Here is a 24838-nt window from a genome sequence, read left to right on the forward strand (position 1 = left end):
CAGCAAGGTGAAAAAGGAGAAGGATTCATGAAATTTGCAGTTTCTTCAAAAGGGAATTCTGTATCTGACACGCTCAAAAGTAAAATTCAGACCTACTTATTGGATTTTGGTATGGAACTAAATGAAGAGGAGCCGGATCTTGTCATTACGGTTGGTGGAGACGGCACCCTTCTTTATGCCTTTCACCGCTACAGCAGCCGTCTGAATGAAACAGCCTTTGTCGGTGTTCATACAGGTCATCTTGGCTTCTATGCTGACTGGGTGCCGAGTGAAATTGAAAAGCTCGTCTTAGCCATTGCAAAAACGCCTTATCATATTGTGGAATATCCGATCTTAGAGGTCATTGTCAGATACAACGACGGCGGCAGAGAAGAGAAATATTTAGCAATGAATGAATGTACGATTAAAAGCATGGAAGGGACACTTGTGGCAGATGTTGAAATCAGAGGCCAGCTGTTTGAAACATTCAGAGGTGACGGCCTTTGTTTGTCTACTCCATCAGGCAGTACGGCCTATAATAAGGCACTTGGAGGCGCCATTATTCATCCTTCCATTAGAGCCATTCAGCTGGCAGAAATGGCTTCAATCAACAACAGAGTGTTTCGGACGGTCGGTTCACCGCTTATTTTGCCTGACCACCATACTTGTGTGATTAAGCCGAGAAATGATGTCGATTTTCAGGTGACCATTGATCATTTGACGCTGCTCCATAAAGACGTCAAATCCATTCAATGCCGGGTGGCAGATGAGAATGTCCGTTTTGCTAGATTTAGACCGTTTCCGTTTTGGAAAAGGGTGCAAGATTCCTTTATCGGAAAAGGAGAATAAGAAAGAGGTTGTTCCCGCTGGAATACTTTACGTTAAACAAAACCATGACAGCCAAAGAAGAAGGGCTGCTTTTAAAGGAATATTTAATTGATCTTGGCATTTCGAAAAGAATGCTGACGGATATTAAGTTTGATGGCGGTGACCTCCTCATCAATGGAGAGCATGTTACCGTGAGATATGAGCTGCATGAAGGGGACAGGCTCACCATTTTATTTCCCGAGGAAAAAGTGAGTGAAGGGCTGAAGCCTGCACCGATTCCGCTAGATATTATATTTGAGGACGAGCATGTCCTTGTGCTGAATAAAAGGCCGTATATTCCATCGATCCCTTCTCGGGAGCACCCCGAGCACAGTATTGCGAATGGATTACTGCACCATTATGCTAAGCAGTCTGTTCGGCATACGGTTCATTTGGTGAACCGCCTTGATCGTGATACATCTGGCGTCATGCTTGTGGCAAAGCATCGCTATGCCCATAGCCTTTTATCAAAGGCGCAAAAGAGTGGAGCGGTTAAGCGCACATACAGAGCGTTTACACATGGCATGATCACAGAAAAACATGGAACCATCGCTGCAAAAATTGCCCGAAAAGGGGATAGTATCATCGAGCGGATGGTTGATGATACTGGGCAGGAGGCAGTGACGCATTATACCGTGCGAGCGGTAATCGCTGAGTTGAATATGTCGGATGTGTCTCTCACGCTTGAAACCGGGAGAACACATCAAATTCGTGTGCATATGCAATTTCTTGGGCATCCGCTTATCGGAGATACGCTGTATGGCGGAACGGCCGAGCGGATAGACCGGCAGGCACTGCATAGTGAAACACTTGTGTTTCCTCACCCGATGACAGGTGAGCAAATGACATTTTCAGCTCCGCTTCCTGATGATATGAAATCATTGCTTTTTTAACAAGAGAAACCCGGTCACCTGCAGCGCAGGGCCGGTTTTTTTATGATGTGAAATGCTGAAATCTTGACTCATCATAAGGCATGGATGAAGGAACGGATACCGTTTTAAGCTCAGGGTATGTGAGGGCAGACAGCTTGTTGCCAAATACGCAGCCTGTATCAATATTGACGGTTCTGCCAACGATTCGAGGCTCTTTCACAGGTGTATGACCGTACACAATCCACGGTTTTCCGTGATACTCCTTTGCCCAGTCCTTGCGAACAGGCCGTCCATCTGGCCATGTTTCTCCTGTGACGGCACCAAATAATAGATAGGACCGCATCTGTTTATTCGGCTTTTTCCCAATATCCTTTTCCTTCATCGCTGCATGTGCAATGATCAGCTCATCAGGAATGAGGACATCATAAAGCGGAGCCTTCTCGAATAACTGCCTAAATTCATGTGACAATTTGTTTTGTTCATGAATTGGCAGTTTTTTTATTTCGTTCACTGTCGTTTCGATGCCATGAAGCAATTTGACGGGATTTCCTTTTAAATAGCGATAAAGCTTAAAGCAATGGTTGCCAGGCACATAGCGGATTGCGCCGTGTGAATAGGCATGAATGACAAATCGCATGACGTCTACTGACTGAGGCCCTCGATCTGTTAAATCACCGACAAGGGCCAGCGTTCTCTTATCAGGATGGACGGGTAATCCCTGTTTGAGTTCGTATCCTAGTTTGTGTATGAGGGTAAGCAGCTCTTCGTAGCAGCCGTGGATATCGCCAATGATATCAAATTTCATAAGGTTTCCTCCTGATTTTTTTCATCCATTCGTCGGATATAAAGAAGTTTGAATTTTAGAAAATATAACGAATGGCTTTCATTTCATTTAGGCAATTGTTAGAATCAATGCTTTAACGTAAGACTTATAAAATTAAACATGAATGTTAGGAGGCTTTAGCCAATGGAGCATACATCTGTTTCATCACTCGTTGTCGTGATTATTGTCGCCTTTTTCACCCCTATTTTATTGCACCGATTTAAGCTGACCATTCCTGTCGTTGTAGCTGAAATCATCATGGGGCTCATCATTGGAAAAAGCGGTTTTCAATTGGTTGTCGAACATGATGCGTGGTTAGATACATTATCCATGCTCGGTTTTATTTTTCTGATGTTTTTAAGTGGACTTGAAATAGATTTTTCTTCTTTTGAGTCAAAGAAGAAAGCACGAGAACTTCCAAATGGTTTAAAAGAACCAAATACATTTAAAGCAGCCACCATTATTTTTCTTGGGGTATTTTGTATTTCTTTTATTCTGTCCTATGCGTTTGTACTCGCAGGGTTTGTCCAAAATGCCTTTTTAATGACGCTCATTATCTCTACCATCTCATTAGGCGTAGTGGTTCCAACCTTAAAAGAGGAAAAGTTGATGCAGACGAATATCGGTCAAATCATTCTGCTTGTAGCTGTCATTGCTGATTTGGTCACGATGATTTTACTTGCAGTGTTTTCCTCCATTTATGGAGATGGAACAGGGAACATGTGGCTTCTGCTCTTATTATTTGCCGCAGGCATTCTTCTTTATTTATTTGGCCGCGTATTTAAGACAAAGTCAATTTTTCAGTCGATGTCAAAAGGAACCGTGCAAATTGGGACAAGGGCAATCTTTACTCTCATTATAGTCTTAGTTGCCTTATCTGAATCACTCGGGGCTGAAAATATTCTAGGGGCGTTTTTAGCTGGCGTGCTTGTGTCCCTTCTTTCGCCAAATAAAGAGCTCGTTCAGCAGCTGGACTCATTTGGCTACGGATTTTTAATCCCTATCTTTTTTGTAATGGTCGGAGTGGATCTGAATATATGGGCACTGTTTAAGGACCCAACGATTATGATCATGATTCCGCTGCTGTTTATTGCATTGCTTATGAGTAAACTCATCCCGATTCTTTATTTGAAAAAATGGTATGACATGAAAAAGGTCATTGGCTCCGGCTTTTTATTAACTTCAACGCTATCACTCGTCATTGCAGCTGCAACGATTGGTGAGCGGCTCGGTGTCATTGATCATAAAATGTCTGGAGCGCTGATTTTAGTTGCTGTGCTAACGAGTATTTTAACACCTGTTTGGTTTAAAGCGCTCTTTAAAAAAGAACAAGCGGCGAGCCATAAGAAGCGTGTGACCTTTATTGGCGCAAATCAGCTGACTTTACCTGTCACACTTGATTTGCATCAGGATGAATATGACATTCGGATTTTGCATGTGTTTCAAGAAAATAAGGAAGCACTGCTGGCAGACTCTATCTTTGAAGTCGAATCAATAGAACAATACGACGATGAGACGCTAAGAAAGGCAGGCGTCGGCCAAGAGGATGTCCTTGTCGTCGCAACAGGCAGTGAGACGAAAAATAAGGAAATTGCTTTATTTGCAAAAGAAGAAGGAGCAAAACAAGTCATTGCAAGTGTCAATAAAGCTGAGGCAGAGCTGACTTTGAAGGAAGCAGGTATTGATACGTTTTCTACTTTCCTTTCATCTAAAACGGTGCTAAGAGCTTTGATTGAAGCACCTGATGCGATTCGATTGCTAACAAATGAGGATTCTTCTTTGTATCAAATTCAAATGAACAATCATCGTTATCATAATGTCATGCTGAGAGAATTTCCTTTTACCGGTGATTTGGTATTTGTTCGGATTTTCAGAGGGGTAGACAGCTTAGTACCGCATGGAGATACGACACTTAGAAGCGGCGACCGTGTGCTTGTATCGGGCTCCCGGGAGTATGTGGCAGGACTAAGAGCCCAATTAGAATGACAATGAACCCTTGACCAATGAACAATTCCTGATTAAGATAGAGGTACAACATCATATATTTGATCCACTAGGGGAGTCCTTTAAAAGGGCTGAGATAAAAGTGTCGACTTTTAGACCCTCATTACCTGAACAGGTTCATACCTGCGTAGGGAAGTGGTGCGGTTTTTGACTATGCTTTTTACAAATTCCAAGCCACTTTCCACGCGGAAAGTGGCTTTTTTATATGGAAAAACAGGAGGAGAGGAACATGACGTTTTCAACAGAATGTAAAGAGGCTGCAGCAACATGGTGGAATGGAAGCTTTACACATCCTTTTGTCAAAGGGATTGGAGATGGAACACTTTCACTCGATCGTTTCACCTATTACGTGATGCAGGATTCTTATTATTTAACTCATTTTGCAAAGGTGCAGGCATATGGAGCGGCGATGAGTGAGGACTTACATACGACGGGCAGAATGGCGTATCATGCCCAGGGCACGTATGAAGCAGAGCTGTCGCTGCATAGGAAATTTACAGAGCTTCTGCAAATTTCTGATGAAGCCATTGAGAACTTTAAGCCTTCTCCCACTGCTTATGCGTATACCTCTCATATGTACCGATCTGTAAAAAGTGGACGGTTTGAAGAGATTTTAGCCGCGTTATTACCGTGTTACTGGCTCTATTATGAGGTAGGTGAAAAGCTGAAACAAACAACACCTGACCATCCAATTTACCAAGAATGGATTTTGACATACGGAGGCGATTGGTTTAAGGAACTCGTTTTCGAACAGGTGAACCGCTTTGAGGAACTAGCAGAAAAAGCACCAGAACATGTACGCGCCAATATGAAAGAAAATTTTGTGATTTCAAGCTATTACGAATATCACTTTTGGGAGATGGCGTATCAAAAAGAATTGTGGCAAACAGCTTGCTTAGATGGGGTTGGTGCAAATGGAACTCCACGCAGTGACAAATGATTCCCTTTCTGCGGGTGAACTGATCAAACAAATAAAAGCCATAGCGTCTGAAGTGGATTTTATTCATATTCGGGAACGGTCTAAAACAGCAAGTGAGCTTGTTGATCTCGTGAAGAATCTCCTTTTAGAAGGTGTGCCGAAAGAAAAGCTCGTGATCAATGACCGAGTAGACGTTGCACTGCTTACCAATATTCACAGGGTGCATCTCCCGGGCCACAGCTTTTCGCCAAAAGAGCTGCGAAAAAAATTTCCTCACCTTCATGCGGGAGTATCTGTCCATTCGATAGAAGAAGCGAAAGCAGCAGAGAAAAATGGAGCAGAGTATGTCATGTTTGGGCACATATATGCTACCTCTTGTAAACCAGGACTTCAGGCAAGAGGTGTACAGCTTGTGAAAGAACTGACTTCTGCACTAACGATTCCAGTGATGGCCATCGGCGGGGTGACCCCAGAACGAGTTCCAGAATTGAAACAAGCAAATGTGAAAGGAATTGCTGTCATGTCTGGGATTTTTGCTCATCATCAGCCGCGTATGATGGCACAAGCATTTTCTGAAAAGGTAAAGGAGAATCCTTATGAAAAAGCATTATGACGTTGCAATCATTGGTGGTGGAATCATAGGGGTCTCCATCGCCTATCACCTTGCAAAAGCAGGAAAACAGGTGGTCTTATTTGAAGCGAGTGAGATAGGGAAGCAAACGACAAGTGCGGCTGCCGGGATGCTCGGTGCACATGCTGAAGGAGAGGGTCATGAGGATGTTTTCTTTCAGGCAGGCAGAGCAAGCCAGGCATTGTATGAAAAATTAAAAGTCGATCTTCTGCATGAATCAGGCATTGATATTCGAACTTCAGCGGGCGGTATCATGAAGGTCGCCTTTACAGAAGAAGAGAAACAAGCCCTTTGCCGGATGCAGCATTTGTCTACATTTAAATGGCTTGACGCTAGCAGCGTAAAAAAATGTATGCCTCAAGTTACAGATCACATGCTGGGAGCAGGTTTGATTGAAGAGGATGTGCATGTGGAGCCTTACGCTGTATGCAGGGCTTTATGGCAGGCGGCGGTCCGGTACGGAGCAGATGTGAAAGAGTGTACACCTGTTATCGATGTGAAGCGGGGCAAAGAAGCGTTAACTGTCAGAACAACGAAGGGCACATTCACATGTGATGATTTGACAATCGCAAGTGGTGTATGGTCTGGCCGTTTTTTTGAAGAACTCGGATTATCGCATTCTCTTTATCCAGTAAAAGGGGAATGTGTGTCTGTATGGAATAATGGTCCGGCGCTCGCACACACCATTTATCATGATCATTGTTATATCGTTCAGCGAGATAGCGGAAAGCTTGTTATCGGCGCAACAATGAAGCCAAACGAGTGGCAGGCTGTTCCAACGCTTGGCGGCATGGAAGCTGTGATTCAAAAGGCGTCTCAGCTTATGCCTTCTATTAAGGAGATGCCGATTGAAGAGTGCTGGGCAGGCCTTCGTCCGGCGACAAACGATCGGCATCCCTATATCGGAAGACATCCAGAAGACAAGCGTATTCTTTTTGCTGCAGGGCATTACAGGAATGGCATTTTACTTGCGCCGATTACTGGAGAAATCATTCGTGACCTGATATTAGACGAACCGGTCAAAGAGGAATGGCTACACGCGTTTCGTATTGGACGAAAGGAGGCACTATTCGTATGAAGATTCAATTGAATGGCAGAATCGTTGATTTCGATCAAGAGAATGGAACGATCTATGATCTGCTATCAGCCTATCAGCTTGAAAACCGTGTGGTGATCGTTGAAAAGAACCATGAAATCATTGATAAAGAAGCGTTTCAACAAGTAGAAATTCAACCAAATGACACGATTGAAATCGTTCATTTCGTAGGAGGAGGATGATCCAATGCTGCACATTGGCGGAAAAACATTCACATCAAGACTATTACTCGGAACAGGAAAGTACCCATCATTTGAGGTTCAAAAAGAAGCGGTGAACGTATCGGAAGCCGAAATTTTAACCTTTGCTGTCAGAAGAATGAACATATTCGAAGCATCTCAGCCTAATTTTTTGGAGCAGCTTGATTTATCAAAATATACGCTGCTTCCGAATACAGCTGGAGCAAGTACAGCAGAAGAGGCAGTGCGTATTGCCCGTTTAGCAAAGGCTTCTGGACTTTGTGACATGATCAAGGTAGAAGTCATTGGCTGTTCAAGGTCTCTTTTGCCAGATCCAGTTGAAACATTAAAAGCATCTGAAATGCTGCTCGAGGAAGGATTTATCGTGCTGCCATATACATCTGATGATGTGGTGCTGGCAAGAAAATTAGAAGAACTCGGTGTCCATGCCATCATGCCAGGTGCTTCACCAATTGGTTCAGGCCAAGGCTTACTAAATCCTTTGAATCTCTCATTTATTATTGAGCAGGCGAAGGTGCCGGTCATTATTGATGCTGGCGTAGGTTCTCCGAAGGATGCAGCTTATGCGATGGAGCTTGGAGCAGACGCTGTATTACTAAATACCGCTGTCTCTGGTGCAAAGGATCCTGTGAAAATGGCAAAAGCAATGAAACTGGCGATTGAATCAGGAAGACTAGGCTATGAGGCAGGACGTATTCCGCTAAAAAACTATGGGACAGCGAGCAGTCCACAGGAAGGAATGCCGTCATTTTGAGCACTCGTTATTCACGCCAAGAGCTTTTTCAGCCAATCGGAACAGAGGGGCAAAAGCGGCTAAATGACTCAAAGGCGATCATTATTGGAGCGGGGGCACTTGGAACCGCAAGTGCTGAAATGCTCGTTCGTGCCGGCGTTGGATCTGTCACCATTTTGGACCGAGATTATATTGAATGGAGCAACCTTCAGCGTCAGCAGCTTTACACGGAGCAAGACGTGAAGGATCGACTGCCAAAAGCTGTGGCGGCTGAAAAAAGACTCAAGCAAGTAAACAGTGACGTGCACATCAAAGGAATCGTAATCGATGTGACTGCTCACAATATTGACGAACTTGTCAGAGAGGTTTCAATCATTGTCGATGCAGCGGATAATTTTGAGGTAAGAATGATAGCAAATGATGCCGCTGTCAAACATCAAATACCGTTCCTTTATGGGGCCTGTGTAGCAAGTTACGGCATTCAATTCACAGTGATCCCTGGTGAGACGCCGTGTTTACACTGTCTGCTTGAACATTTGCCCGCACAAGGCATGACATGTGATACAGCAGGTATCATTAGTCCAGTTGTGCAGCAGGTGGCGGCATATCAAGTGGCAGATGCACTTAAATATTTAACAGGACATCAAGTGACGCCAATTTTAAAATCCTTCGATTTATGGAAAAATGAACGGTCTGACATTCGGTCGGCCGCGTCTTTAAAGAAGAAGCAATGTCCAAGCTGTGGACTGAAGACCTATCCATTTCTTTCATATGACAAGAGAGCGAAGGCAGATGTACTATGCGGCCGCAATACGGTACAAATCCGCAGTGCAGCAGAAACACCGCCGCCTTTACATGAAGTAGCTCTTCGGTTAAAGAAAGCAGGAATGGATGTGCTTGAAAATCCATATTTGCTTTCGTGTCAAAAGGATGAGTTTAAGCTTGTCTTATTTAAAGATGGCAGAGCGCTTGTTCATGGTACAAATGATATTGCCAAAGCAAGAACCATTTATCATCAATGGATTGGCTAATGAGAGGTGTGAAGAAATGACGATCAAAAAAGCATTCACAATCGCGGGTTCTGATTCTGGCGGCGGAGCAGGCATTCAGGCAGATTTGAAAACTTTTCAGGAGCTCGGTGTGTACGGAATGTCTGCGATCACAGCGATTACTGCGCAAAACACACTAGGTGTTCATGGGATATACCCGCTTTCAATTGAGGCGTTAGAGCGTCAAATAGATGCAGTGGCAGAAGACTTACCGCCAGATGCCGTCAAAACAGGGATGCTGTGGAGTGCAGACATGATCAAGATTGTAGCTGAAAAAACGGTTCAATATGATATGAAGCTGATTGTAGATCCAGTCATGATCGCAAAAGGAGGGGCCTCTTTATTAAATGAAGATGCGGTCTCTGCGATGAAAACACACTTGCTGCCTGTCAGCTATGCAGTAACGCCGAATCTTCCTGAAGCAGAAGTACTGACAGGGATACAAATTCAGACGAAAAAGGACCGCTATCTGGCAGCGGAGCGCCTTTATGAGCTCGGTACGAAACATGTCGTGATCAAAGGCGGCCATGGGCCATCTGATGGGATGATTACAGATCTGCTGTATGATGGAAAAGGCTTTATTGAAGTCACAAATGAACATATTGATACACCGCATACACATGGCACAGGCTGCACGTTTGCAGCAGCATTAACAGCTGAAATTGCGAAAGGATATTCGATGCAGGAAGCCTTTGAAACAGCAGAAACCTTTGTTCATGAAGCCATTAAATTCCCTTTGCGTATTGGAGCTGGACACGGACCTACGAACCATTTTGCTTATCAGCAAAACAGAATCAAACGATAAAGAAATCGAACCGTCTTCACTTATGAAGACGGTTTTTTCGCGAAAATGAAACTTTCTTTCAGCGGAAATTGTCATTCTCTTATGATCTGTGATAATATTATGATCAGGTACTAATACTATGTCTTGAAAAAATAGGAGGCTTTATTACATATGAACTTTTCTTTAGAAGGCCGTAATATCGTGGTGATGGGTGTTGCCAATAAACGAAGCATCGCTTGGGGAATTGCCCGCTCACTTCATGAAGCTGGAGCTCGTTTGATTTTTACTTATGTTGGAGATCGTCTTGCTGAATCGGTAAAAGAGCTGGCAAGCACACTTGAGCGTGATGATTCAATCATTCTTCCATGTGATGTGACAAGTGATGAAGAAATCGAAAAATGTTTTGCTGCAATTAAAGAAAAAGTACAAGTCATTCATGGCGTTGCGCATGCCATTGCATTTGCAAACAAGGAAGAGCTTGTTGGCGAATACTTGAACACGAACCGTGAAGGTTTCCTTTTGGCGCACAACATTAGTGCATACTCATTAACTGCTGTAGCAAAAGCAGCACGTCCATTGATGACAGAGGGTGGAAGCATTGTGACGCTTACATACCTAGGCGGAGAACGTGTTGTATCAAACTACAACGTAATGGGTGTAGCAAAAGCATCACTTGAAGCAAGTGTGAAATATTTAGCAGCTGATTTAGGCGCAGAAGGCATCCGCGTGAACAGTATTTCTGCTGGTCCAATTCGTACGTTATCTGCAAAGGGCATCAGCGGCTTTAATACCATTCTGAAGGATATTGAAGAGCGCGCACCACTTCGCCGTACAACAACTCCTGAAGAAGTTGGCGATACCGCTCTATTCTTATTCAGTGATCTATCTCGCGGCATGACAGGTGAGAATCTGCATGTTGATTCCGGCTTCCATATCATTGCCCGTTAAACGAATACATGACTTGCAGCATACCGATGAAGGGTATGCTGTTTTTTTATTTTTCTTCTGATTTAAGGCCTCCGTTCATATATATAAGGAATGAATCATTCGGGAGGGATTAGTATGTCAAATAAAGGTGATGAGAATCAAAAGCCGCTGATGTATATTGTTCAGCCGAGCTATCATGAATCAAAGCCGGCCATGCAAAATATTGTGAGAAAGCGAAAGAAATCAGAAAAACAGCCAGAAAGTGAGACCACTGCAAAAGACGTGATCGAAGAAAGCACGCAGGAGGAGCCTGCAGCTCAAGAAATAGAGCATAAAAAAGAAGCCGAGCCGCCTAAACTTCAACATGAACGAGATATGACACAAGAAGTTGAGTTTACAGAAGAACAAGAGATCCCACAAGAAGCCGAGCCTGAACAGGAACAAGAGATCACAGAAGAAGCCGAGCCAGCGCAGGAACAAGAGATCCCACAAGAACCAGAGCTCATACAAAAGCGAGAGTCTCAAGAAGAAGAGGGAAACCAGCCAGAAGGTGTCTTTCATGAAACAAAAGAAGAACCAAGAAGAAAACGAGTGAAAAAGCCTTTAAGTCAGATGAGTATTGATGAAAAAGTCGATTTTCTCACAAGACTGCCTCATAATATGCCAAGGGCTCTTTGTCTGATTGAAGCTGATGGTAAAACATATAGAGGAATCATCATGGATCGAAAAGATGATACAGTGATCATTCGTACAGCAGGCGGGGGAAATCCAGTTGAATTAGCGATTGCTGAGATTTCTTCCATTCACCCGCTAGGTTTTTAACTAATAAAAAAAGTCCCATTTAGGGACTTTTTTTATTAGCAGTTACGATTGATGAGTCTTGGGTTTAGACACTCGATTGCGCAAAAGCAGTCAAGGTCTACTTCAACACAATACTTCGATTTTTCTAATCGGAACACATCACATAAGGAATCTTTATCTGTAAAATCTAAAATATGACGGTCTTTGTCAAATGCGATAAGCAAGCTGAGTGTTGCACAGTGATCACAGATATGTTCGACTCTGAAAAATGCAGTGCTGAAGCAAGGGCCTGCATCTACTTCTCCGACGTTTCCGAATGCGACGAATGGTTTTGATTTGGATGTAAAGAGAACAAACGGGACAGTGTCACCTAATGAATGTGATGGAGAAAGGAGATTGCTGTAACAGCTGGTCGGGCAATCTTCTTTGACAGCATTTTGCAAGTCGCTAATGTTTTCAACAGCCTCTGTTACACAGCTCCATGAATGATTGCGGCTCATATTCAACCCTCCTATACTAGGAAATTTGTTTGAGTGTTTGAGCACTGTCATCATCTTCAAGCTATCTTTGCCGGCTCGTGCATCTACTTTTAACCAATGCGGAAGCGGCCGCTTCTTATGCTGACTGCTCCGCATCATTGGCTGTCTTTCGTGAGGAAGGGGATGCTTTGACTCATGACAAGTTAGATGAGCGGCCTGTTGATTTAGCCGTGGTGATGATGCTTTTTATCTTTTGATGGCATGACTCTGTCGACAAGCTCTGGGTTTAAGCATTGGATTGCGCAGAAGCAGTTTAGATCAACCTCAATACAAAAGTCCGTTTTTTCTAGACCAAAGAAGTCAGGGTCACAAGGGTGACACACGCTTAGCGTATGTCCGTGTACATCAACAGGTCTTAATACAGATAACGTAGCACAGCAGTCGTGTAATTTTTCGACCCGGAAGAAAATAGATTCGAAGCATTGGCAATCGTCAACGAATCCTCCGATGTTTCCGAAAGTAGAGAACAACCCGCCCTTTTTATCAAAAAGTAAAAACGGAATCGTATCTTTTCCAGAAACTGTTGGGCTTAATAAATTACTGTAGCAGCTCGTAGGACATTTATCTTCTACAGCTTCCTGCTCTGCTAAAATCTTATCAACCGCATCGCATACACAGTTTTCATCATGTCGGCCATGGTGTTTTCCGCAGCTCATGGATTTCAGCTCCTTTAACAAGGTATTTGACTTTAGTCCTTAACAACATATGTATGCGCCCGCTAGTTGGTGTGGGTAAATGACCATTTATATTTGATGTATTTTGATAAAAGGAAAAGCAGAGCTTTTCGCTCTGCTTTTGGACATTAGAGGATACCGATTGCAACGATTGTCGCAACAAGTGTTTGAGTAAGTGTTTGGATTGCGATAGAGATGTCCGCATCGATTGTAGATACTGTAACGTTTCTTGAATTTTCGATGACAAGTTTTTGGCGGTTTGTTTGTTTGTGAGTAGCAGCTTGTAAGAGATCCTGCGTGACGCGGTCTGCCAAATCACCGTCTGCGATTGAGATATTTGTAATCGTGATGATCGCTGTTTGAATCGCTACTTGGATAGATGCTGCAACCTGTGCATCAACAGAAGAGACATTAATGTCACAAGAGTCTCTGACGATAATGACTTCTTCAGATGTCTGCTTTGTGAAGCTTACTTGATCCAAATCTTGTAAGACATCTTCGTCATCATAATAATCGTCACAAAGTGCTTTTCTTTCATAGTTGCAATCGTCGTGGTATCTGTGGTGTCCGTGGTGTCCGTGGTGTGTACAGTTACGATCTAGAGCGACCCAAGAATATGGTTTAGAATCCATTTCTATTCCTCCTTCCGTTTACTTTATTAAATGCTGGAATGCGTGGTTTTGTCTCGGGCATTTACCCTAGCAGGCAACCCATTTTTATTTAATCGTTATTACGCTGCGCATCACGGCGCTGCTGAATACGATTTCGAAGTGAATTTCGTTTTGGACGTACTTTTGGTTCAGGCTCTTGTTCCGGCTGTTTTGCTGCCTCAGCCTGCCTTTTTTTCTCCTGCTGCTGTTCTACGAAATCATTTGCTTTCTTTTGCAAGTCCTCCACTAATTTCAAAATCATTCTTCTTTGATCATCTGAGATATTTGCTTTCTGATCATCAGTGATATTGTTTTTGTTTAACACATCACTTACAAGAAGACTTGTTAATGGATCAATATCAGTATTGATTTGAAACTCCTTTTTTTCGTTCTCTTCAGCCACGATGATTTCACCTCTTTCATACGTCATTAGAAAAAGAAAGGGTCAAAGAATGCCGGCTTCAACTAAGAGCACATTCAATGTTTGAGTGAGAATTTGGACGGAGTTCATAATGGATGCATCTGATAATGTAATCGTAATGTTATAGCAGTTGATGATTTGAATCACAGTTTTCTTTTGGACTTCCACTTGTTGCACAGCTAAAAGCTGGTCTGTGATGTCAGCAGCCAATTCATCGTCTGGTACAAGAATTTGGATTAAAAGAGTAATGATTGTCGTTACGGTCGCTTGAAGGGAGAGTGCAGCTGTTACATCTGTTTTATGAATTGTGACATTTTCGGAATCTTTGATTTCAATGAAATCATCATAATTGCTGATTAATTCGTTTAACAGTTGTGTATATAATATTTCAGCACTTTCTTCAATAGACAATACTTTCACTCCTTTCTTATCTATACATTATTTAATGCAGGAAGGACTCAAGGTGGAATCGGAAAGTGTGAAAAAGTACAACCCAATTTTATTTCCGCTCGATTCATCATGACGGTCTTTTTTCTTGCATATATAAAGAAAGGACGGAAAAAGAAGAAAGAAGGAGGTGGAGGCTTCTGAGCGGTGCTTTGTCATTTGTCGTGTTTGCCCTCGCATCCTTTAGACTGACGAGACTGATTGTGTTTGATACCATTACGGCCCCTTTCCGCCGTCTATTTCATGAAGAACAGGAAGAGGTAAACGAACAAGGTGAGGTCGAAACATATATCATCATTAAAGGGGAAGGACTGCGGTCTTGGGTTGGAGAACTGTTAAGCTGTTATTGGTGTACTGGCATATGGTGCACTGCTGCCTTACTTCTGATATACATACTTTTTCCTGTCATTAGTATGTGGCTTAATTTACTATTAGCGATTGCCGCAGCAGCAGGCATCATTGAAGCGGTCGTCTCAAAGCTTGTGAAATAAACAGGCATTCTGATCAGACACGCTTTCAACAAATGCATATACTATCATGGAATAGGAAAGGAAGGGTTGCGATGAAACCAAACGAAACGCCGTCACATACGCTTCAAGGTTATCCAGCGCAGTCAAATCAACAATCTGTATATACGAAGAAAATCAAGAAAACAGGCTGCGGCTGTGGAAACAAAAAGAAACCTCAATAGAAGAGAAAAACAAAAGCCGGATTTATCCGGTTTTTTTGTTGCCCTTTTTTTGAGTGATGCATATGTAAGAGAGAAGGGGTGACCAGAATGGATGCATTCGAACAATTAATCGGTTCCTTGTTCACTAAACCTCATGATGGGAAAGAACAAGCGCACGAGAAGGCTGAATTGGATCTAACGGATAAAGCGAATGATCTTGAGGAGCACTTAAAAGCATTTGGCGTGAAGATGGATGCTTTTGCGAAGGAAACAGAAGCATTCATGGTGCGTCATAGAGAGGCAGATTACATCTTTAAACAGCAGAAATAAAAATTCCGCACTTTTTTATGTGATCGTCCAAACCATTTCTTTCATTTTTCATACTTTGTAAGGGAGAAGAGGAGGTGCTTATATATGAGTTACGGTTACGGTGGCGGTTCTTGCGGCGGCTACGGTGGTGGCTACGGCGGCGGATATGGATCAACATTTGTTCTTGTCGTTGTGCTTTTCATCCTTTTAATCATCGTTGGTGCTTCTTTCTTTAACTACTAAAAAGTAAGAAGGTGAGGGAAGCAAGGGGGAAGCCTTTTGCTTTCCTTTCTCTTTGGTCAAACAAGGCTTTAGGATAGGCACATATCTCGCCTATTTTCATATAGTAAGGTGATTACTCCACAAAGAGGAGGCAAATGAATGGATAATAAATTCTTTAAAAGCGTAGAAAACAAAACCGGTGTGAATATGAATGATGTGTTTAAACTTGCAGGTTCTTTGCAAAATGCCAACTTTAAAGATGAGAATACCGTTCGAGGTGTCATTAAAAAAGTAGCACAGCTTGCGAACAAACGTGTACCTAAAGAAATGGAAGACAAAATCGTTCAATCGATTACAAGTGGAAAAGAAAAGCTTGATTTCAATACAATCTCTAAAATGATGAACAACAAAAAATAAACAACAGGCTCTCCGTTTAAAGGGGGGCCTGTTGTTTTTGCGTAAATAATTCACGGTTTTTCTTTAGAAGAGGATATAAAAAGCGAGAACGATGAGCCGTTTTTCCTCGTCTAAATGATGGAACAGACAGATAAAGAGATTGTTCAGCTCTTGTCATAGCAACGTATAATAAACGGCGCTCTTCTTCCAGCGCTTCTTCATCACCGTTTCTGAGTTCATCCAGTGAGAAATCATGGGGAAGTGCCCCGTCGACCACACAAGTAATGTATACTGTCTGGAACTCAAGTCCCTTTGCGCGGTGGATCGTCATGAGCTGAACACCGGGTTCATCTGTTTTTTCCTTTTCGGCAGACTTCATATGTTCGGCATGTGCGAGAAAGGCTTCAATCGTTTCAAAGCGTTTGGCGGCTGTTTTCACATCACGTACATCATCCGCTCCTTTTTCAAGTACATTCGTATCGTTCACCCGTTTTTTTAAGTAATCCCCGAGTCCCATTTTTTGTTCAATAAATGTCACTGCGTCCGATGGCTTTAACGTCCGTAACGTTCGGAACAAAGGAACAATTGATTGCAGCTTTTTCCGTTGAAACGGCTGTATATCTGTCAGTTTTCCAAGCGCTTCTATCATTGAGCAATCTTCTGTGATGGTCAGTGCCTTTAGTGTATTCAGGGTTTGCTGCTTTAAAAAGAAAACGGGCAGCAGCTGTTTTATGGCGGCCACATCATCTGCATCCTGACTTAAGGAAAGAAAGGCGAGGAGTACCCGAACCATTCGTCTGCTGTAGAAGGCTTTGACGCCAGCATCCGTCTCATATGGAATCGCCGATTGATGCAGCCGTTCATAAATCGCACGGCCGCCTGTATTCGTTCGAAACAGCACGCAGAAGTCATTCGGCTTTGCACCATTTTTAATTTTCTCCTGAATATCTGCGACAATCATCGTCGCTTCCTCTTCTTCGTCATATGGATAGAAGAGCGTCGGAGGAATTTTCTCCGCGCGCACGGCTTTTAACGTCTTCTCATAACGATGCTGATTTTTCTTAATAATCGCATCAGCACTTGCGACAATCGTATGGTGAGACCGGTAATTCGCATGTAAATGGACGATCTGAGCCGAAGGATAGTCCTGTTTGAATTCAAGAATGAAAGCAGGATTGCTACCCCTAAAGGCGTAAATGGCTTGATCATCATCCCCTACACAAAATAACTGCTCTGATTCTCCGGCTAAAAGCTGAATTAATTGATATTGCACTGGATTAATATCCTGAAATTCATCCACTAAAATATACTGGAATCGTTCTTGATACCGTTTTAGCAGTTCTGGCTGTTCTGTGAGCATATGTAAGCAGGCAATCGCCATATCATCAAAGTCAAATTGCTGATGATCTCGTTTTTGCTGTTCATATGATTGATAGATCGTCCACATGTGTTTTTCCTTTTCATCATTCAAATCAGGAAGTTCACCTGGTAAAAAGGCATTTTTCCAATAGCCGATCGATTGCAGTACTTGATCGGTAGGGTAGTCTTTCTCATCAAGTCCTTCATTCATAATGGCTTTTCGAATGTATTGCTCCTTTTGCCAGTCAAACTTGATCAGATGCTGGCCGTTCCATTTGCTTGCGTCATCGTGAAGCAGCATTTTATAAAAAAGACTGTGGAAGGTGCCTGTCACCACTTGGCTGGCTTGTGAAGGATGAAGCTGATATTGCTTACGCAGCCTTTCTTTCATCTCATTGCTCGCTTTTGTGGTGAAAGTTACGAGTAAAATATGGTGAGCAGGAATATGATGATGGGACATGAGATAAGCCGCTCTAGCCGTCAGGACTCTTGTTTTCCCGCTGCCGGCACCAGCCAGCACAAGCATCGGACCATCTAAATGTGTGACAGCTTGAAGCTGCGGTGTGCTAAAGGTGATATGCGGGAAGAGGTCGATCGTATGAACTTCTTCATTCTCTTCTAAATGTAAGGCATCGCTAAATTGAATCGACCTTGGTTCCTGCCAGTCATATGATTCGCTCGTTTGCGAGATGATCTGTTTGCCGGTTGGAAAACGGAAGCCTCCGAGTTCTTTATAGGAAGTCTTTTCCTCTTGTTCAGCCGTTTGATGATGATCTGCTTGTTCTTCAGCTTTTTCACATATCTCTTGCTGAGACATGTGCTTATGAATAAAGGCAGGTTCATCATGTATATTTAATCTAAAAAAGACCGGTTGTCCGCAATATGGGCAGAATAATTGTCCTTTTTTTCCCTCGTCATGGAGGAATTGATAGTGTTCTCTCGAATACATATGTAATGAGATCGTTCGATCATATCGTCGTGCGCATTTCAAAGCTAGTCCTCCAATAGTCAATCAATCTTAAAACGAAACACATCTAATCATATCAAATGAGGCGTGTTTCAAACAGTCATAATTAGGGAATAGTAGAATAGAAGAGAAGCAAAGGAGGCGTTCTTGATGGGATATATAGCCCCGATTCAGCCGGATCTGTATTTTCAATATATCAATCGTCCAGCTCCTCAGGATAAAGAAGACTATGCGAAAGTAACAAAGGTTACTCGCACCTTTCATGACAAGATATACAGAGAGCTGGAGAAAAAAGAGGACTTAGTGACAGAAGCGGAAACGAAAGTACAGCAAAAAAAGCGGGAACGCTTTGTACGAGATATGTTTATGGAGGAAGGAAAGGGCATTCATATCAATACGTATATATAAATGATTGCGCTTTCTTCCTGTGGCGAACGATAATGAAAAAGAAAAAGCCAGGGCATCTTGAATGCTCTGGCTTTTCTTTTGGTCAAACAGACAGCGTTTTTGTCATTTTGACATGTGTGATCCCTGCTTCTTCAAACGGTTCAGAAACCGCTTTGTAGCCTTTCTTTTCGTAGAAAGGAAGAGCTTGGACTTGGGCATGCATAACCGCTTCTTTTGCTCCATTAGCAATCGCTTCTGTTTCTAGCGCCTCTAATAGTTTGTGGCCAAGGCCGAAGGAGCGCGCCTCTTTTAACACACAAATGCGTTCAAGCTTTGCCTTTGAACCCTCAATGATCCGCAGTCTAGCGGCTGCCTGAGGCTTTTTGTCATCATTGTAAATGACAAAATGGGTGGCTTTGTCCTCTAGTTCATCTATTTCGATCTCTACTGGAACTTCTTGTTCTTTTACGAATACTTCTTTTCGTACATAATATGCATCTTCTCGTTGTGTTTGTTCTGTTACGATGACTGTTTTCAAATGTCTTTAACCCTCTTCTCCTAAAATAAATGTTTCATAGACGGTCCAAGAACCGTTCTCTAATTGATATAAAAGGTGGAAGCGATCCACTGTTTCTTCATGGTCAATCTTTCTCAGCTTTAATGTGCCAAGTACGTCTGAATGCTCATCATCTGATAGTTTTTGAGCGACTGTCACATGAGGAACAAAGGCATATTCAGGTGTACCAGCAAGTGGATCTGCGTACAATCTTTCATTGAGCGCCATGATGTCCTCGTTCGGTTCTACTTTCATATAAATGACGTTGTTTACAGGAGCGAATGAACTGAATTTTTTAATACGTAACGTAATAGGAGAAGCATTTTTTGCATAATCTCTTAACGTTGAGACGACCTCAGCCGCTTCTAGATCCGTTAATTCAAAAGGTGTTCTTAATGTTAAATGAGGCGGTATGAGTGCATAGTTCGGATCATAACGCTTCCGGTAAGAGTTCGCAATATCTTGCAATTTTTTTGATGGAAATATAACAACTCCGTATTTCATCATGTTCCCTCCTGAATAAGAAAGTATTTATTATTGTTTATTATAACAAAATTCAGTTGATTAACGAATATGGGAGCATTCTTTTTAACGAAGGCGCAATGAGCGGCTGCCAAAACGTCCATTTATGATCCCCTTCGAATGTCTCAAATAAGTAATCCGCACCAGATTGTTCAAGAAGGGTCTTTAAATCTTCGTTCGGCTGAACAAAATCAAGCACCTGGCCATCTGTTGTTTTCACAGCCGTTTCCTCAAGCCCAATTTGATGGATAATGGCATAATGAGAAAGGGCTGTTGACTGTTTGACGGCTTCTAGAACCGACTCGTCAACGTAAGGGGACTGCAAAATCAGCCCGCCAAATAAAGAAGGATAATCAATGGCTGTCATGAGAGAAATCGTCGCACCCAGTGAATCACCAATAAACGTTCGTCCTGATCCAATTTGATAGGTTGGATAGTGTTTATCAATATAAGGGACCAGTTCATTTGCTAAAAAGCGTTTATACGCTTCAAACTTTGTACCATCTGGATGATACGTGTTTCGTCTTTCCGTGACATTTTCATAAGGAACACCAATGATAATCGAGCGTTCCATTTCTTTGTTTTGCATCAATTCTTCTGCCTGTCTGCCTATTTTGCCTAGGCGGAAATAATCATGACCATCCTGGGCAATGATGACATGATATGTATAAAGGGGGGAGTAATTGACTGGCAAATAGATCAAAATGGTCATGTCCGCCCCAAGTTCTTTTGACTGTAAGGTTTCTTCTTGAATGATTCCTGTTTTCTTCACCATAATCCATTCCTCCAGCTAACCAAATTCATCATAAAGTGAAACGTTTCCATTCATTGTAACATGAAAAACAGCGTTGTTCCTATATGCTAACATGCAATCAAACCGTATAACATCGATTCTGTTATAAAATACAGAAAATTTTAATTAATCATGACATTTCCCCTTGAAAAATGAGATTTAATGGGTTACAGTATTAAGAATTAGAACAGACAGACAACACATTCTTATCGTGAGAGGTGGAGGGACTGGCCCTTTGAAACCTCAGCAACCGGTATGCATCACTTCATGTGATGTACCAAGGTGCTAAATCCAGCAAGCAGCTTTTTTGCTTGGAAGATAAGAGGAAGCGATTAAACCCCTTCTTCTTATGAAGAAGGGATTTTCTGTTTTGAAATCAGATTTTTACTTAGGATGGTGTCAAATGACAGAACATGTGGAAACGAAATTAGCGCAGATTGGAAACCGTAGCGAAGAGGTGACTGGCACTGTCAGTCCTCCCGTTTATCTTTCGACAGCATACAGACATAGAGGGATAGGTGAATCTACAGGATTTGATTACATTCGAACGAAAAACCCAACAAGACAGCTCGTAGAGGATGCAATTGCTTCACTCGAAGAAGGGACGGCCGGTTTTGCCTTCAGTTCGGGAATGGCGGCGATTCAAACGATCATGGCTCTATTTGAAAGCGGAGATGAACTCATCGTCTCTTCAGACCTATATGGCGGTACATACCGTTTGTTTGAAAACGAATGGAAAAAGTACGGCTTACGTTTTCTTTATGATGATTTTTCAGATGAAGACTGTTTACGCTCTAAAATCACGCCAAACACAAAAGCGGTCTTTATTGAAACACCGACAAATCCACTGATGCAGGAAGCAGATATTCAAAAAATAGCGAAGATTGCAAAAGAGCATGGCGCTTTGGTAATTGTCGATAACACCTTTTACACACCAGTCTTGCAAAAGCCGATTACGCTTGGAGCGGACATTGTCATTCATAGCGCAACCAAATATTTAGGCGGACATAATGACGTTCTTGCCGGGCTTGTGGTGACAAAAGGAGAGCAGCTGTCTGAAGACATGTTCCAGCATCAAAACGCGATTGGAGCGGTTCTATCACCATTTGACTCATGGCTTTTAATGAGAGGAATGAAAACACTGGCTCTTAGAATGCGCCAGCACGAGGCAAATGCGAAGGAGCTGGCACAGTTTTTAGAGAAGCAGCCAGAAATTCAAGATGTGCTTTACCCAGGAAAGGGAGGCATGCTGTCATTCCGAGTAGCCAAAGAGGAATGGGTCAATCCATTTTTGAAGCAGCTGAAAACGATTTGTTTTGCTGAAAGCCTTGGCGGAGTCGAAAGCTTCATTACGTATCCTGCGACACAAACGCATATGGATATTCCAGAAGAGATTCGCATTGCAAACGGTGTATGTAACAAGCTGCTCCGTTTCTCTGTTGGCATCGAGCATGTAGATGATCTGAAAGCAGACCTGAAACAGGCACTCTCACAAGTAAAAGAGGAGGTACACGCCAAATGACCACACACGATTGGACACTTGAAACACAACTCGTTCATAATGCGTTTAAAACAGACCGTTCAACAGGTGCAGTCAGTGTACCCATTCAGCATGCATCCACATTTCATCAAAGCAGCTTCGATGAATTTGGCCAATATGACTACTCCAGATCGGGAACTCCGACACGTCAAGCATTAGAGGATACGATTGCAGCGCTGGAAGGAGGAACGAGAGGGCTTGCCTTTGCATCAGGCATGGCAGCCATTTCGACCGCTTTTCTTCTATTATCAAAGGGAGATCACGTCCTTGTCACAAGAGATGTGTACGGCGGGACTTTCCGAATGATCACCCAAGTTCTTTCAAGATTTGGAATTGAGCATACCTTCGTGGACATGACCGATTTGAATGAAGTCAAAAGAGGCATTCAATCGAATACAAAGGTCATTTACATGGAAACACCGTCAAATCCAACACTAGGCATTACAGATATTAAAGGTGTCGTACAGATTGCGAAAGAGCATGGCTGTCTGACGTTCTTAGATAATACGTTTTTAACACCTGCGCTTCAGCGTCCGCTGGACCTTGGTGTTGACGTTGTTCTGCACAGCGCAACGAAATTTTTAAGCGGTCATAGTGATGTGCTGTCAGGCTTAGCTGTGGTGAAAGATGAGAAGCTCGGAGACGAACTCTATTCGCTGCAAAACTCTTTCGGAGCGGTCCTTGGCGTGCAGGATTGCTGGCTTGTGTTAAGGGGGTTAAAAACCCTTCAGGTGAGATTAGAAAAAGCAAGCCAAACGGCATTTGAACTCGCTACATTCCTCAAAGAACATCCTGCGGTGAAAAAAGTATACTATCCAGGCTTAGACGATCATCCTGGGGCAGATATTCAGCGCAAGCAAGCAAGCGGAGCAGGAGCGGTTCTCTCATTTGAACTAGAAAACCAAGCGGCAGTCAAAGAATTGGTGGACGCTGTCACATTACCTGTATTCGCCGTCAGCCTCGGCGCCGTCGAATCCATTCTGTCGTACCCAGCCAAAATGTCACATGCGGCTATGCCAAAAGAAGAAAGAGAAAAAAGAGGGATTACAGATGGGCTGCTTCGTTTAAGTGTCGGAGTTGAAAACGGAGAAGATCTCAAACGCGACTTCAAACAAGCACTTGATCAGTTAAAGCCAGTTCTTGTGAACCAATCATAAAGAAGGAGAGAAAAAAGCCGGCACGGCCGCCGGCTTTTTGACCTTTTTTAAACAAAACCATTGACGCTTTATTATTATGGTTATATAATAGAGACTGTCAGTAACAGAAAGCCCAGAACTGATACATAACCCGATTCCGTAGCTCAGCTGGGAGAGCGCTACCTTGACAGGGTAGAGGTCGCTGGTTCGAGCCCAGTCGGAATCATCGTTTAAACCCTTGCCTAGCAAGGGTTTTTTGTTTTTCTGAAAACGAATATTTGTTCTGTTTCTTTTGGGTGGGGACGAACTTTATCCGCCAGATTGTTTCTCAGTTGGCAGGAGGTTTTTGACTGATTGCCTAACGATCTTCTTGTCTTTACCTGTTTTTCTTTTCAGGTCATCAATTGTTGGATTCTTACGAAAGCGACTCATATTATAAATAATTCAATAAATCTTTCACTCAAGATAAGACATACAATCACCACCAAAAACAATTTAATAGAATATAAGTTCGTGAAAGGTGTTTTGTTAAATGACACTAGGAGGAAATAAACTTTGAAATCTTTTTGGGAAATAGACGATGAAGGTTACTATACGTTAAAAAAGATCACCGCAGAAGAAGTAGCTAAGGCTGAAAAGAAACTAGGAGTCACTTTGCCAGATACATATAAAAAGCTCATATTAGAACAGAATGGTGGTTATATAGTTCATAATGCTTTTTCAACCACTCACTCTAATTAATGGGCTGAGGATCATATTCAATTTAATCATCTTTTAGGAATTGCAGAAGGTGAAGGAATTATGGATAGTGGCTACTTAATAAAAGAGTGGGAGCTTCCAGAAGGGCTTGTTTTGATTAGCGGGGATGGACATACTTGGGTAGCAATGGATGATAGAAAAACGAAAAAGAATCCTGCAATTCATTATTTTGATGTTGAGATGGAAGAAGACTTTAAATTAGCAGATTCCTTTGATGAATTCATTGAGGGGCTTTATACAGCTGAGTACGCTATTGATGAGGAAGCAGTAGAGGCTGAATATGAGCTTCCTGAAGCTCATTTAAGTAAAGAAGAACTTGAAGCCATATTTGAATTGGACGTCCTTGATGAAGGTAATCTGTATAAAATTCAATATTACCCGATGGTTGATTTGAACGAAATTGAATGGTTTTTTAAAAAGATGCAATATCATATTGAAAAAACAAAAGATGAAGATGCGCTTTATCAAGTAGCTGATACGATTCTCTGCATTTTCTTATTAAATCAAAATATGCCGATTAACGAAAAAATTAGTGAGGTTCTGTATCAAATTGTTAAATTTTTAGAAAAAAATAAAGATCCACTTATAGTAAATCAAGGAGAACAAATTGCTATGCAAACAAGTTTCCTTTAATAAGCTTTGAGCATGCAAAGACAGGCCATACTGGTGAAAGATCTATCTGGGGAAGCATGAAATAAAATGAATATCATTTTGCCGTCCAAAGGGACGGCTTTTTTCAATAGAAACAGTTAACGGAAATACAACATTTCAAAACGTATAGACAAGATAGATAGGGGCTATTCATT

30 protein-coding genes, 1 tRNA gene, 1 pseudogene and 2 riboswitches are annotated in these 24838 nt (G+C 42.4%); of the genes and pseudogenes, 22 read left to right on the forward strand and 10 right to left on the reverse strand.

The features are described 5' to 3' along the window. Positions 1 to 27 precede the first annotated feature (27 nt). Both AWT60_RS12885 and AWT60_RS12890 read left to right on the forward strand, forming a co-directional pair. Positions 28 to 828 (forward strand): NAD kinase, encoded by an 801-nt coding sequence (locus AWT60_RS12885; RefSeq protein ID WP_041089854.1) that lies wholly within the window; start codon positions 28 to 30, stop codon positions 826 to 828. A 17-nt stretch (positions 829 to 845) separates the two neighbouring features. Then, entirely contained in the window at positions 846 to 1739 is an 894-nt protein-coding gene (locus AWT60_RS12890; protein WP_218677353.1) for an RluA family pseudouridine synthase, read from the forward strand. 40 nt (positions 1740 to 1779) lie between these two features. Here the strand turns inward: AWT60_RS12890 and prpE are convergent, their stop codons facing one another. Beyond that, positions 1780 to 2523 (reverse strand): bis(5'-nucleosyl)-tetraphosphatase PrpE, encoded by a 744-nt coding sequence (gene prpE, locus AWT60_RS12895; RefSeq protein WP_218677333.1) that lies wholly within the window; start codon positions 2521 to 2523, stop codon positions 1780 to 1782. Between the two features lie 162 nt (positions 2524 to 2685). Here prpE and AWT60_RS12900 point away from each other — a divergent pair, with 162 nt between their 5' ends. The 10 genes from AWT60_RS12900 to AWT60_RS12945 all read left to right on the forward strand — a co-directional run bounded on the left by AWT60_RS12900 (position 2686) and on the right by AWT60_RS12945 (position 11706). Next, positions 2686 to 4527, forward strand: a complete 1842-nt coding sequence (locus AWT60_RS12900; RefSeq protein ID WP_218677334.1) for a monovalent cation:proton antiporter family protein — start codon at positions 2686 to 2688, stop codon at positions 4525 to 4527. Between the two features lie 59 nt (positions 4528 to 4586). Beyond that, positions 4587 to 4696: riboswitch (TPP riboswitch) on the forward strand. 78 nt (positions 4697 to 4774) lie between these two features. After that, positions 4775 to 5485 (forward strand): thiaminase II, encoded by a 711-nt coding sequence (gene tenA / locus AWT60_RS12905; RefSeq protein ID WP_218677335.1) that lies wholly within the window; start codon positions 4775 to 4777, stop codon positions 5483 to 5485. Continuing rightward, positions 5460 to 6077, forward strand: coding sequence for a thiazole tautomerase TenI (tenI, locus tag AWT60_RS12910; RefSeq protein WP_197203159.1), 618 nt, complete (start codon positions 5460 to 5462; stop codon positions 6075 to 6077). Before tenA ends, tenI begins: the two co-directional genes overlap by 26 nt. After that, on the forward strand, positions 6061 to 7173 hold the full coding sequence (gene thiO, locus AWT60_RS12915; protein ID WP_098676821.1) for a glycine oxidase ThiO: 1113 nt from the start codon (positions 6061 to 6063) through the stop codon (positions 7171 to 7173). Before tenI ends, thiO begins: the two co-directional genes overlap by 17 nt. Next, positions 7170 to 7373: a sulfur carrier protein ThiS gene (gene thiS / locus AWT60_RS12920; RefSeq protein ID WP_024426466.1), complete on the forward strand. Its 204-nt coding sequence runs from the start codon at positions 7170 to 7172 to the stop codon at positions 7371 to 7373. Before thiO ends, thiS begins: the two co-directional genes overlap by 4 nt. A gap of 4 nt (positions 7374 to 7377) precedes the next feature. Further along, the gene (locus AWT60_RS12925; RefSeq protein ID WP_025093416.1) at positions 7378 to 8145 is read left to right on the forward strand and encodes a thiazole synthase; all 768 of its coding nucleotides are present in this window, start codon (positions 7378 to 7380) and stop codon (positions 8143 to 8145) included. Then, entirely contained in the window at positions 8142 to 9155 is a 1014-nt protein-coding gene (locus tag AWT60_RS12930; protein ID WP_218677336.1) for a thiazole biosynthesis adenylyltransferase ThiF, read from the forward strand. The genes AWT60_RS12925 and AWT60_RS12930 overlap by 4 nt, the downstream gene beginning before the upstream one ends. Positions 9156 to 9171: 16 nt before the next feature. Continuing rightward, positions 9172 to 9978, forward strand: coding sequence for a bifunctional hydroxymethylpyrimidine kinase/phosphomethylpyrimidine kinase (gene thiD / locus AWT60_RS12935; RefSeq protein ID WP_218677337.1), 807 nt, complete (start codon positions 9172 to 9174; stop codon positions 9976 to 9978). A gap of 150 nt (positions 9979 to 10128) precedes the next feature. Continuing rightward, positions 10129 to 10905 (forward strand): enoyl-ACP reductase FabI, encoded by a 777-nt coding sequence (fabI, locus tag AWT60_RS12940; protein ID WP_024425017.1) that lies wholly within the window; start codon positions 10129 to 10131, stop codon positions 10903 to 10905. 114 nt (positions 10906 to 11019) lie between these two features. Further along, entirely contained in the window at positions 11020 to 11706 is a 687-nt protein-coding gene (locus AWT60_RS12945; protein WP_218677338.1) for a CotO family spore coat protein, read from the forward strand. Between the two features lie 35 nt (positions 11707 to 11741). Here AWT60_RS12945 and AWT60_RS12950 read toward each other — a convergent pair whose 3' ends face one another. The 5 genes from AWT60_RS12950 to AWT60_RS12970 form a co-directional block, all read right to left on the reverse strand. Further along, a complete protein-coding gene (locus tag AWT60_RS12950; protein WP_024426462.1) occupies positions 11742 to 12185 on the reverse strand; it encodes a CotY/CotZ family spore coat protein in 444 nt (147 codons plus the stop codon). A 203-nt stretch (positions 12186 to 12388) separates the two neighbouring features. Continuing rightward, on the reverse strand, positions 12389 to 12880 hold the full coding sequence (locus tag AWT60_RS12955; protein ID WP_003211658.1) for a CotY/CotZ family spore coat protein: 492 nt from the start codon (positions 12878 to 12880) through the stop codon (positions 12389 to 12391). A gap of 146 nt (positions 12881 to 13026) precedes the next feature. Further along, positions 13027 to 13530: a spore coat protein gene (locus tag AWT60_RS12960; protein WP_073979836.1), complete on the reverse strand. Its 504-nt coding sequence runs from the start codon at positions 13528 to 13530 to the stop codon at positions 13027 to 13029. An 88-nt stretch (positions 13531 to 13618) separates the two neighbouring features. Continuing rightward, positions 13619 to 13951 carry a hypothetical protein gene (locus AWT60_RS12965; RefSeq protein ID WP_041110161.1) on the reverse strand — a complete coding sequence of 111 codons (333 nt, stop codon included), beginning with the start codon at positions 13949 to 13951 and terminating at the stop codon, positions 13619 to 13621. A gap of 42 nt (positions 13952 to 13993) precedes the next feature. Further along, positions 13994 to 14389, reverse strand: a complete 396-nt coding sequence (locus AWT60_RS12970) for a spore coat protein (RefSeq protein WP_224426357.1) — start codon at positions 14387 to 14389, stop codon at positions 13994 to 13996. A 167-nt stretch (positions 14390 to 14556) separates the two neighbouring features. Between AWT60_RS12970 and AWT60_RS12975 the strand changes: the two genes are divergently transcribed. The 5 genes from AWT60_RS12975 (at position 14557) to spoVIF (ending at position 16034) form a co-directional block, all read left to right on the forward strand. Beyond that, positions 14557 to 14907: a DUF1360 domain-containing protein gene (locus AWT60_RS12975; RefSeq protein WP_024426459.1), complete on the forward strand. Its 351-nt coding sequence runs from the start codon at positions 14557 to 14559 to the stop codon at positions 14905 to 14907. 71 nt (positions 14908 to 14978) lie between these two features. Continuing rightward, positions 14979 to 15107: a hypothetical protein gene (locus AWT60_RS18535; RefSeq protein ID WP_255290946.1), complete on the forward strand. Its 129-nt coding sequence runs from the start codon at positions 14979 to 14981 to the stop codon at positions 15105 to 15107. An 87-nt stretch (positions 15108 to 15194) separates the two neighbouring features. Further along, positions 15195 to 15416 (forward strand): hypothetical protein, encoded by a 222-nt coding sequence (locus AWT60_RS12980; protein ID WP_041110165.1) that lies wholly within the window; start codon positions 15195 to 15197, stop codon positions 15414 to 15416. A gap of 84 nt (positions 15417 to 15500) precedes the next feature. Next, positions 15501 to 15638, forward strand: coding sequence for a YjcZ family sporulation protein (locus tag AWT60_RS12985; RefSeq protein ID WP_024426457.1), 138 nt, complete (start codon positions 15501 to 15503; stop codon positions 15636 to 15638). Positions 15639 to 15776: 138 nt separating this feature from the next. Continuing rightward, positions 15777 to 16034, forward strand: coding sequence for a sporulation-specific transcription regulator SpoVIF (gene spoVIF, locus AWT60_RS12990; protein ID WP_034282022.1), 258 nt, complete (start codon positions 15777 to 15779; stop codon positions 16032 to 16034). Positions 16035 to 16050: 16 nt separating this feature from the next. Here spoVIF and AWT60_RS12995 read toward each other — a convergent pair whose 3' ends face one another. Continuing rightward, entirely contained in the window at positions 16051 to 18363 is a 2313-nt protein-coding gene (locus AWT60_RS12995) for an ATP-dependent helicase (RefSeq protein WP_218677339.1), read from the reverse strand. Between the two features lie 126 nt (positions 18364 to 18489). Between AWT60_RS12995 and AWT60_RS13000 the strand changes: the two genes are divergently transcribed. Next, positions 18490 to 18747, forward strand: a complete 258-nt coding sequence (locus tag AWT60_RS13000; RefSeq protein WP_024425007.1) for a hypothetical protein — start codon at positions 18490 to 18492, stop codon at positions 18745 to 18747. 82 nt (positions 18748 to 18829) lie between these two features. Here AWT60_RS13000 and AWT60_RS13005 read toward each other — a convergent pair whose 3' ends face one another. The 3 genes from AWT60_RS13005 to AWT60_RS13015 are packed head-to-tail and all read right to left on the reverse strand — an operon-like array spanning position 18830 to position 20579. Beyond that, on the reverse strand, positions 18830 to 19264 hold the full coding sequence (locus AWT60_RS13005) for a GNAT family N-acetyltransferase (RefSeq protein WP_075622833.1): 435 nt from the start codon (positions 19262 to 19264) through the stop codon (positions 18830 to 18832). Between the two features lie 6 nt (positions 19265 to 19270). Next, positions 19271 to 19786 (reverse strand): YjcG family protein, encoded by a 516-nt coding sequence (locus AWT60_RS13010; protein WP_024426454.1) that lies wholly within the window; start codon positions 19784 to 19786, stop codon positions 19271 to 19273. A 52-nt stretch (positions 19787 to 19838) separates the two neighbouring features. Beyond that, positions 19839 to 20579 (reverse strand): alpha/beta hydrolase, encoded by a 741-nt coding sequence (locus tag AWT60_RS13015; protein ID WP_034282018.1) that lies wholly within the window; start codon positions 20577 to 20579, stop codon positions 19839 to 19841. Positions 20580 to 20800: 221 nt separating this feature from the next. Continuing rightward, a riboswitch (SAM riboswitch) is annotated at positions 20801 to 20922 on the forward strand. 78 nt (positions 20923 to 21000) lie between these two features. Here AWT60_RS13015 and AWT60_RS13020 point away from each other — a divergent pair. From AWT60_RS13020 to AWT60_RS13035, 4 genes and pseudogenes are all read left to right on the forward strand, one after another. Beyond that, complete coding sequence (locus tag AWT60_RS13020) at positions 21001 to 22119, forward strand: methionine biosynthesis PLP-dependent protein (protein WP_125586482.1); 1119 nt, start codon at positions 21001 to 21003, stop codon at positions 22117 to 22119. Next, on the forward strand, positions 22116 to 23294 hold the full coding sequence (metC, locus tag AWT60_RS13025; RefSeq protein WP_218677340.1) for a cystathionine beta-lyase: 1179 nt from the start codon (positions 22116 to 22118) through the stop codon (positions 23292 to 23294). Before AWT60_RS13020 ends, metC begins: the two co-directional genes overlap by 4 nt. Positions 23295 to 23426: 132 nt before the next feature. Further along, positions 23427 to 23499: transfer RNA gene (locus AWT60_RS13030), tRNA-Val, on the forward strand. A 329-nt stretch (positions 23500 to 23828) separates the two neighbouring features. Then, positions 23829 to 24665: pseudogene (locus AWT60_RS13035) on the forward strand (SMI1/KNR4 family protein). Positions 24666 to 24838 lie beyond the last annotated feature (173 nt).

Source organism: Bacillus sp. F2HM, assembly GCF_019266135.1.
Lineage (GTDB): Bacteria > Bacillota > Bacilli > Bacillales > Bacillaceae > Bacillus > Bacillus safensis.

Bases quoted from the DNA above. Each gene is read 5' to 3' on its own strand.
- AWT60_RS12960 (WP_073979836.1), bottom strand. From the start codon at position 13,530: ATGGATTCTAAACCATATTCTTGGGTCGCTCTAGATCGTAACTGTACA.
- AWT60_RS12900 (WP_218677334.1), top strand. From the start codon at position 2,686: ATGGAGCATACATCTGTTTCATCACTCGTTGTCGTGATTATTGTCGCC.
- thiO (WP_098676821.1), top strand. From the start codon at position 6,061: ATGAAAAAGCATTATGACGTTGCAATCATTGGTGGTGGAATCATAGGG.
- spoVIF (WP_034282022.1), top strand. From the start codon at position 15,777: ATGGATAATAAATTCTTTAAAAGCGTAGAAAACAAAACCGGTGTGAAT.
- AWT60_RS13020 (WP_125586482.1), top strand. From the start codon at position 21,001: ATGACAGAACATGTGGAAACGAAATTAGCGCAGATTGGAAACCGTAGC.
- tenI (WP_197203159.1), top strand. From the start codon at position 5,460: ATGGAACTCCACGCAGTGACAAATGATTCCCTTTCTGCGGGTGAACTG.
- AWT60_RS12950 (WP_024426462.1), bottom strand. From the start codon at position 12,185: ATGAGCCGCAATCATTCATGGAGCTGTGTAACAGAGGCTGTTGAAAAC.
- AWT60_RS18535 (WP_255290946.1), top strand. From the start codon at position 14,979: ATGAAACCAAACGAAACGCCGTCACATACGCTTCAAGGTTATCCAGCG.
- AWT60_RS13015 (WP_034282018.1), bottom strand. From the start codon at position 20,579: ATGGTGAAGAAAACAGGAATCATTCAAGAAGAAACCTTACAGTCAAAA.
- fabI (WP_024425017.1), top strand. From the start codon at position 10,129: ATGAACTTTTCTTTAGAAGGCCGTAATATCGTGGTGATGGGTGTTGCC.
- thiS (WP_024426466.1), top strand. From the start codon at position 7,170: ATGAAGATTCAATTGAATGGCAGAATCGTTGATTTCGATCAAGAGAAT.
- AWT60_RS13000 (WP_024425007.1), top strand. From the start codon at position 18,490: ATGGGATATATAGCCCCGATTCAGCCGGATCTGTATTTTCAATATATC.
- AWT60_RS12925 (WP_025093416.1), top strand. From the start codon at position 7,378: ATGCTGCACATTGGCGGAAAAACATTCACATCAAGACTATTACTCGGA.
- AWT60_RS12955 (WP_003211658.1), bottom strand. From the start codon at position 12,880: ATGAGCTGCGGAAAACACCATGGCCGACATGATGAAAACTGTGTATGC.
- AWT60_RS12885 (WP_041089854.1), top strand. From the start codon at position 28: ATGAAATTTGCAGTTTCTTCAAAAGGGAATTCTGTATCTGACACGCTC.
- AWT60_RS12980 (WP_041110165.1), top strand. From the start codon at position 15,195: ATGGATGCATTCGAACAATTAATCGGTTCCTTGTTCACTAAACCTCAT.
- prpE (WP_218677333.1), bottom strand. From the start codon at position 2,523: ATGAAATTTGATATCATTGGCGATATCCACGGCTGCTACGAAGAGCTG.
- tenA (WP_218677335.1), top strand. From the start codon at position 4,775: ATGACGTTTTCAACAGAATGTAAAGAGGCTGCAGCAACATGGTGGAAT.
- metC (WP_218677340.1), top strand. From the start codon at position 22,116: ATGACCACACACGATTGGACACTTGAAACACAACTCGTTCATAATGCG.
- AWT60_RS13010 (WP_024426454.1), bottom strand. From the start codon at position 19,786: ATGAAATACGGAGTTGTTATATTTCCATCAAAAAAATTGCAAGATATT.
- AWT60_RS12985 (WP_024426457.1), top strand. From the start codon at position 15,501: ATGAGTTACGGTTACGGTGGCGGTTCTTGCGGCGGCTACGGTGGTGGC.
- thiD (WP_218677337.1), top strand. From the start codon at position 9,172: ATGACGATCAAAAAAGCATTCACAATCGCGGGTTCTGATTCTGGCGGC.
- AWT60_RS12945 (WP_218677338.1), top strand. From the start codon at position 11,020: ATGTCAAATAAAGGTGATGAGAATCAAAAGCCGCTGATGTATATTGTT.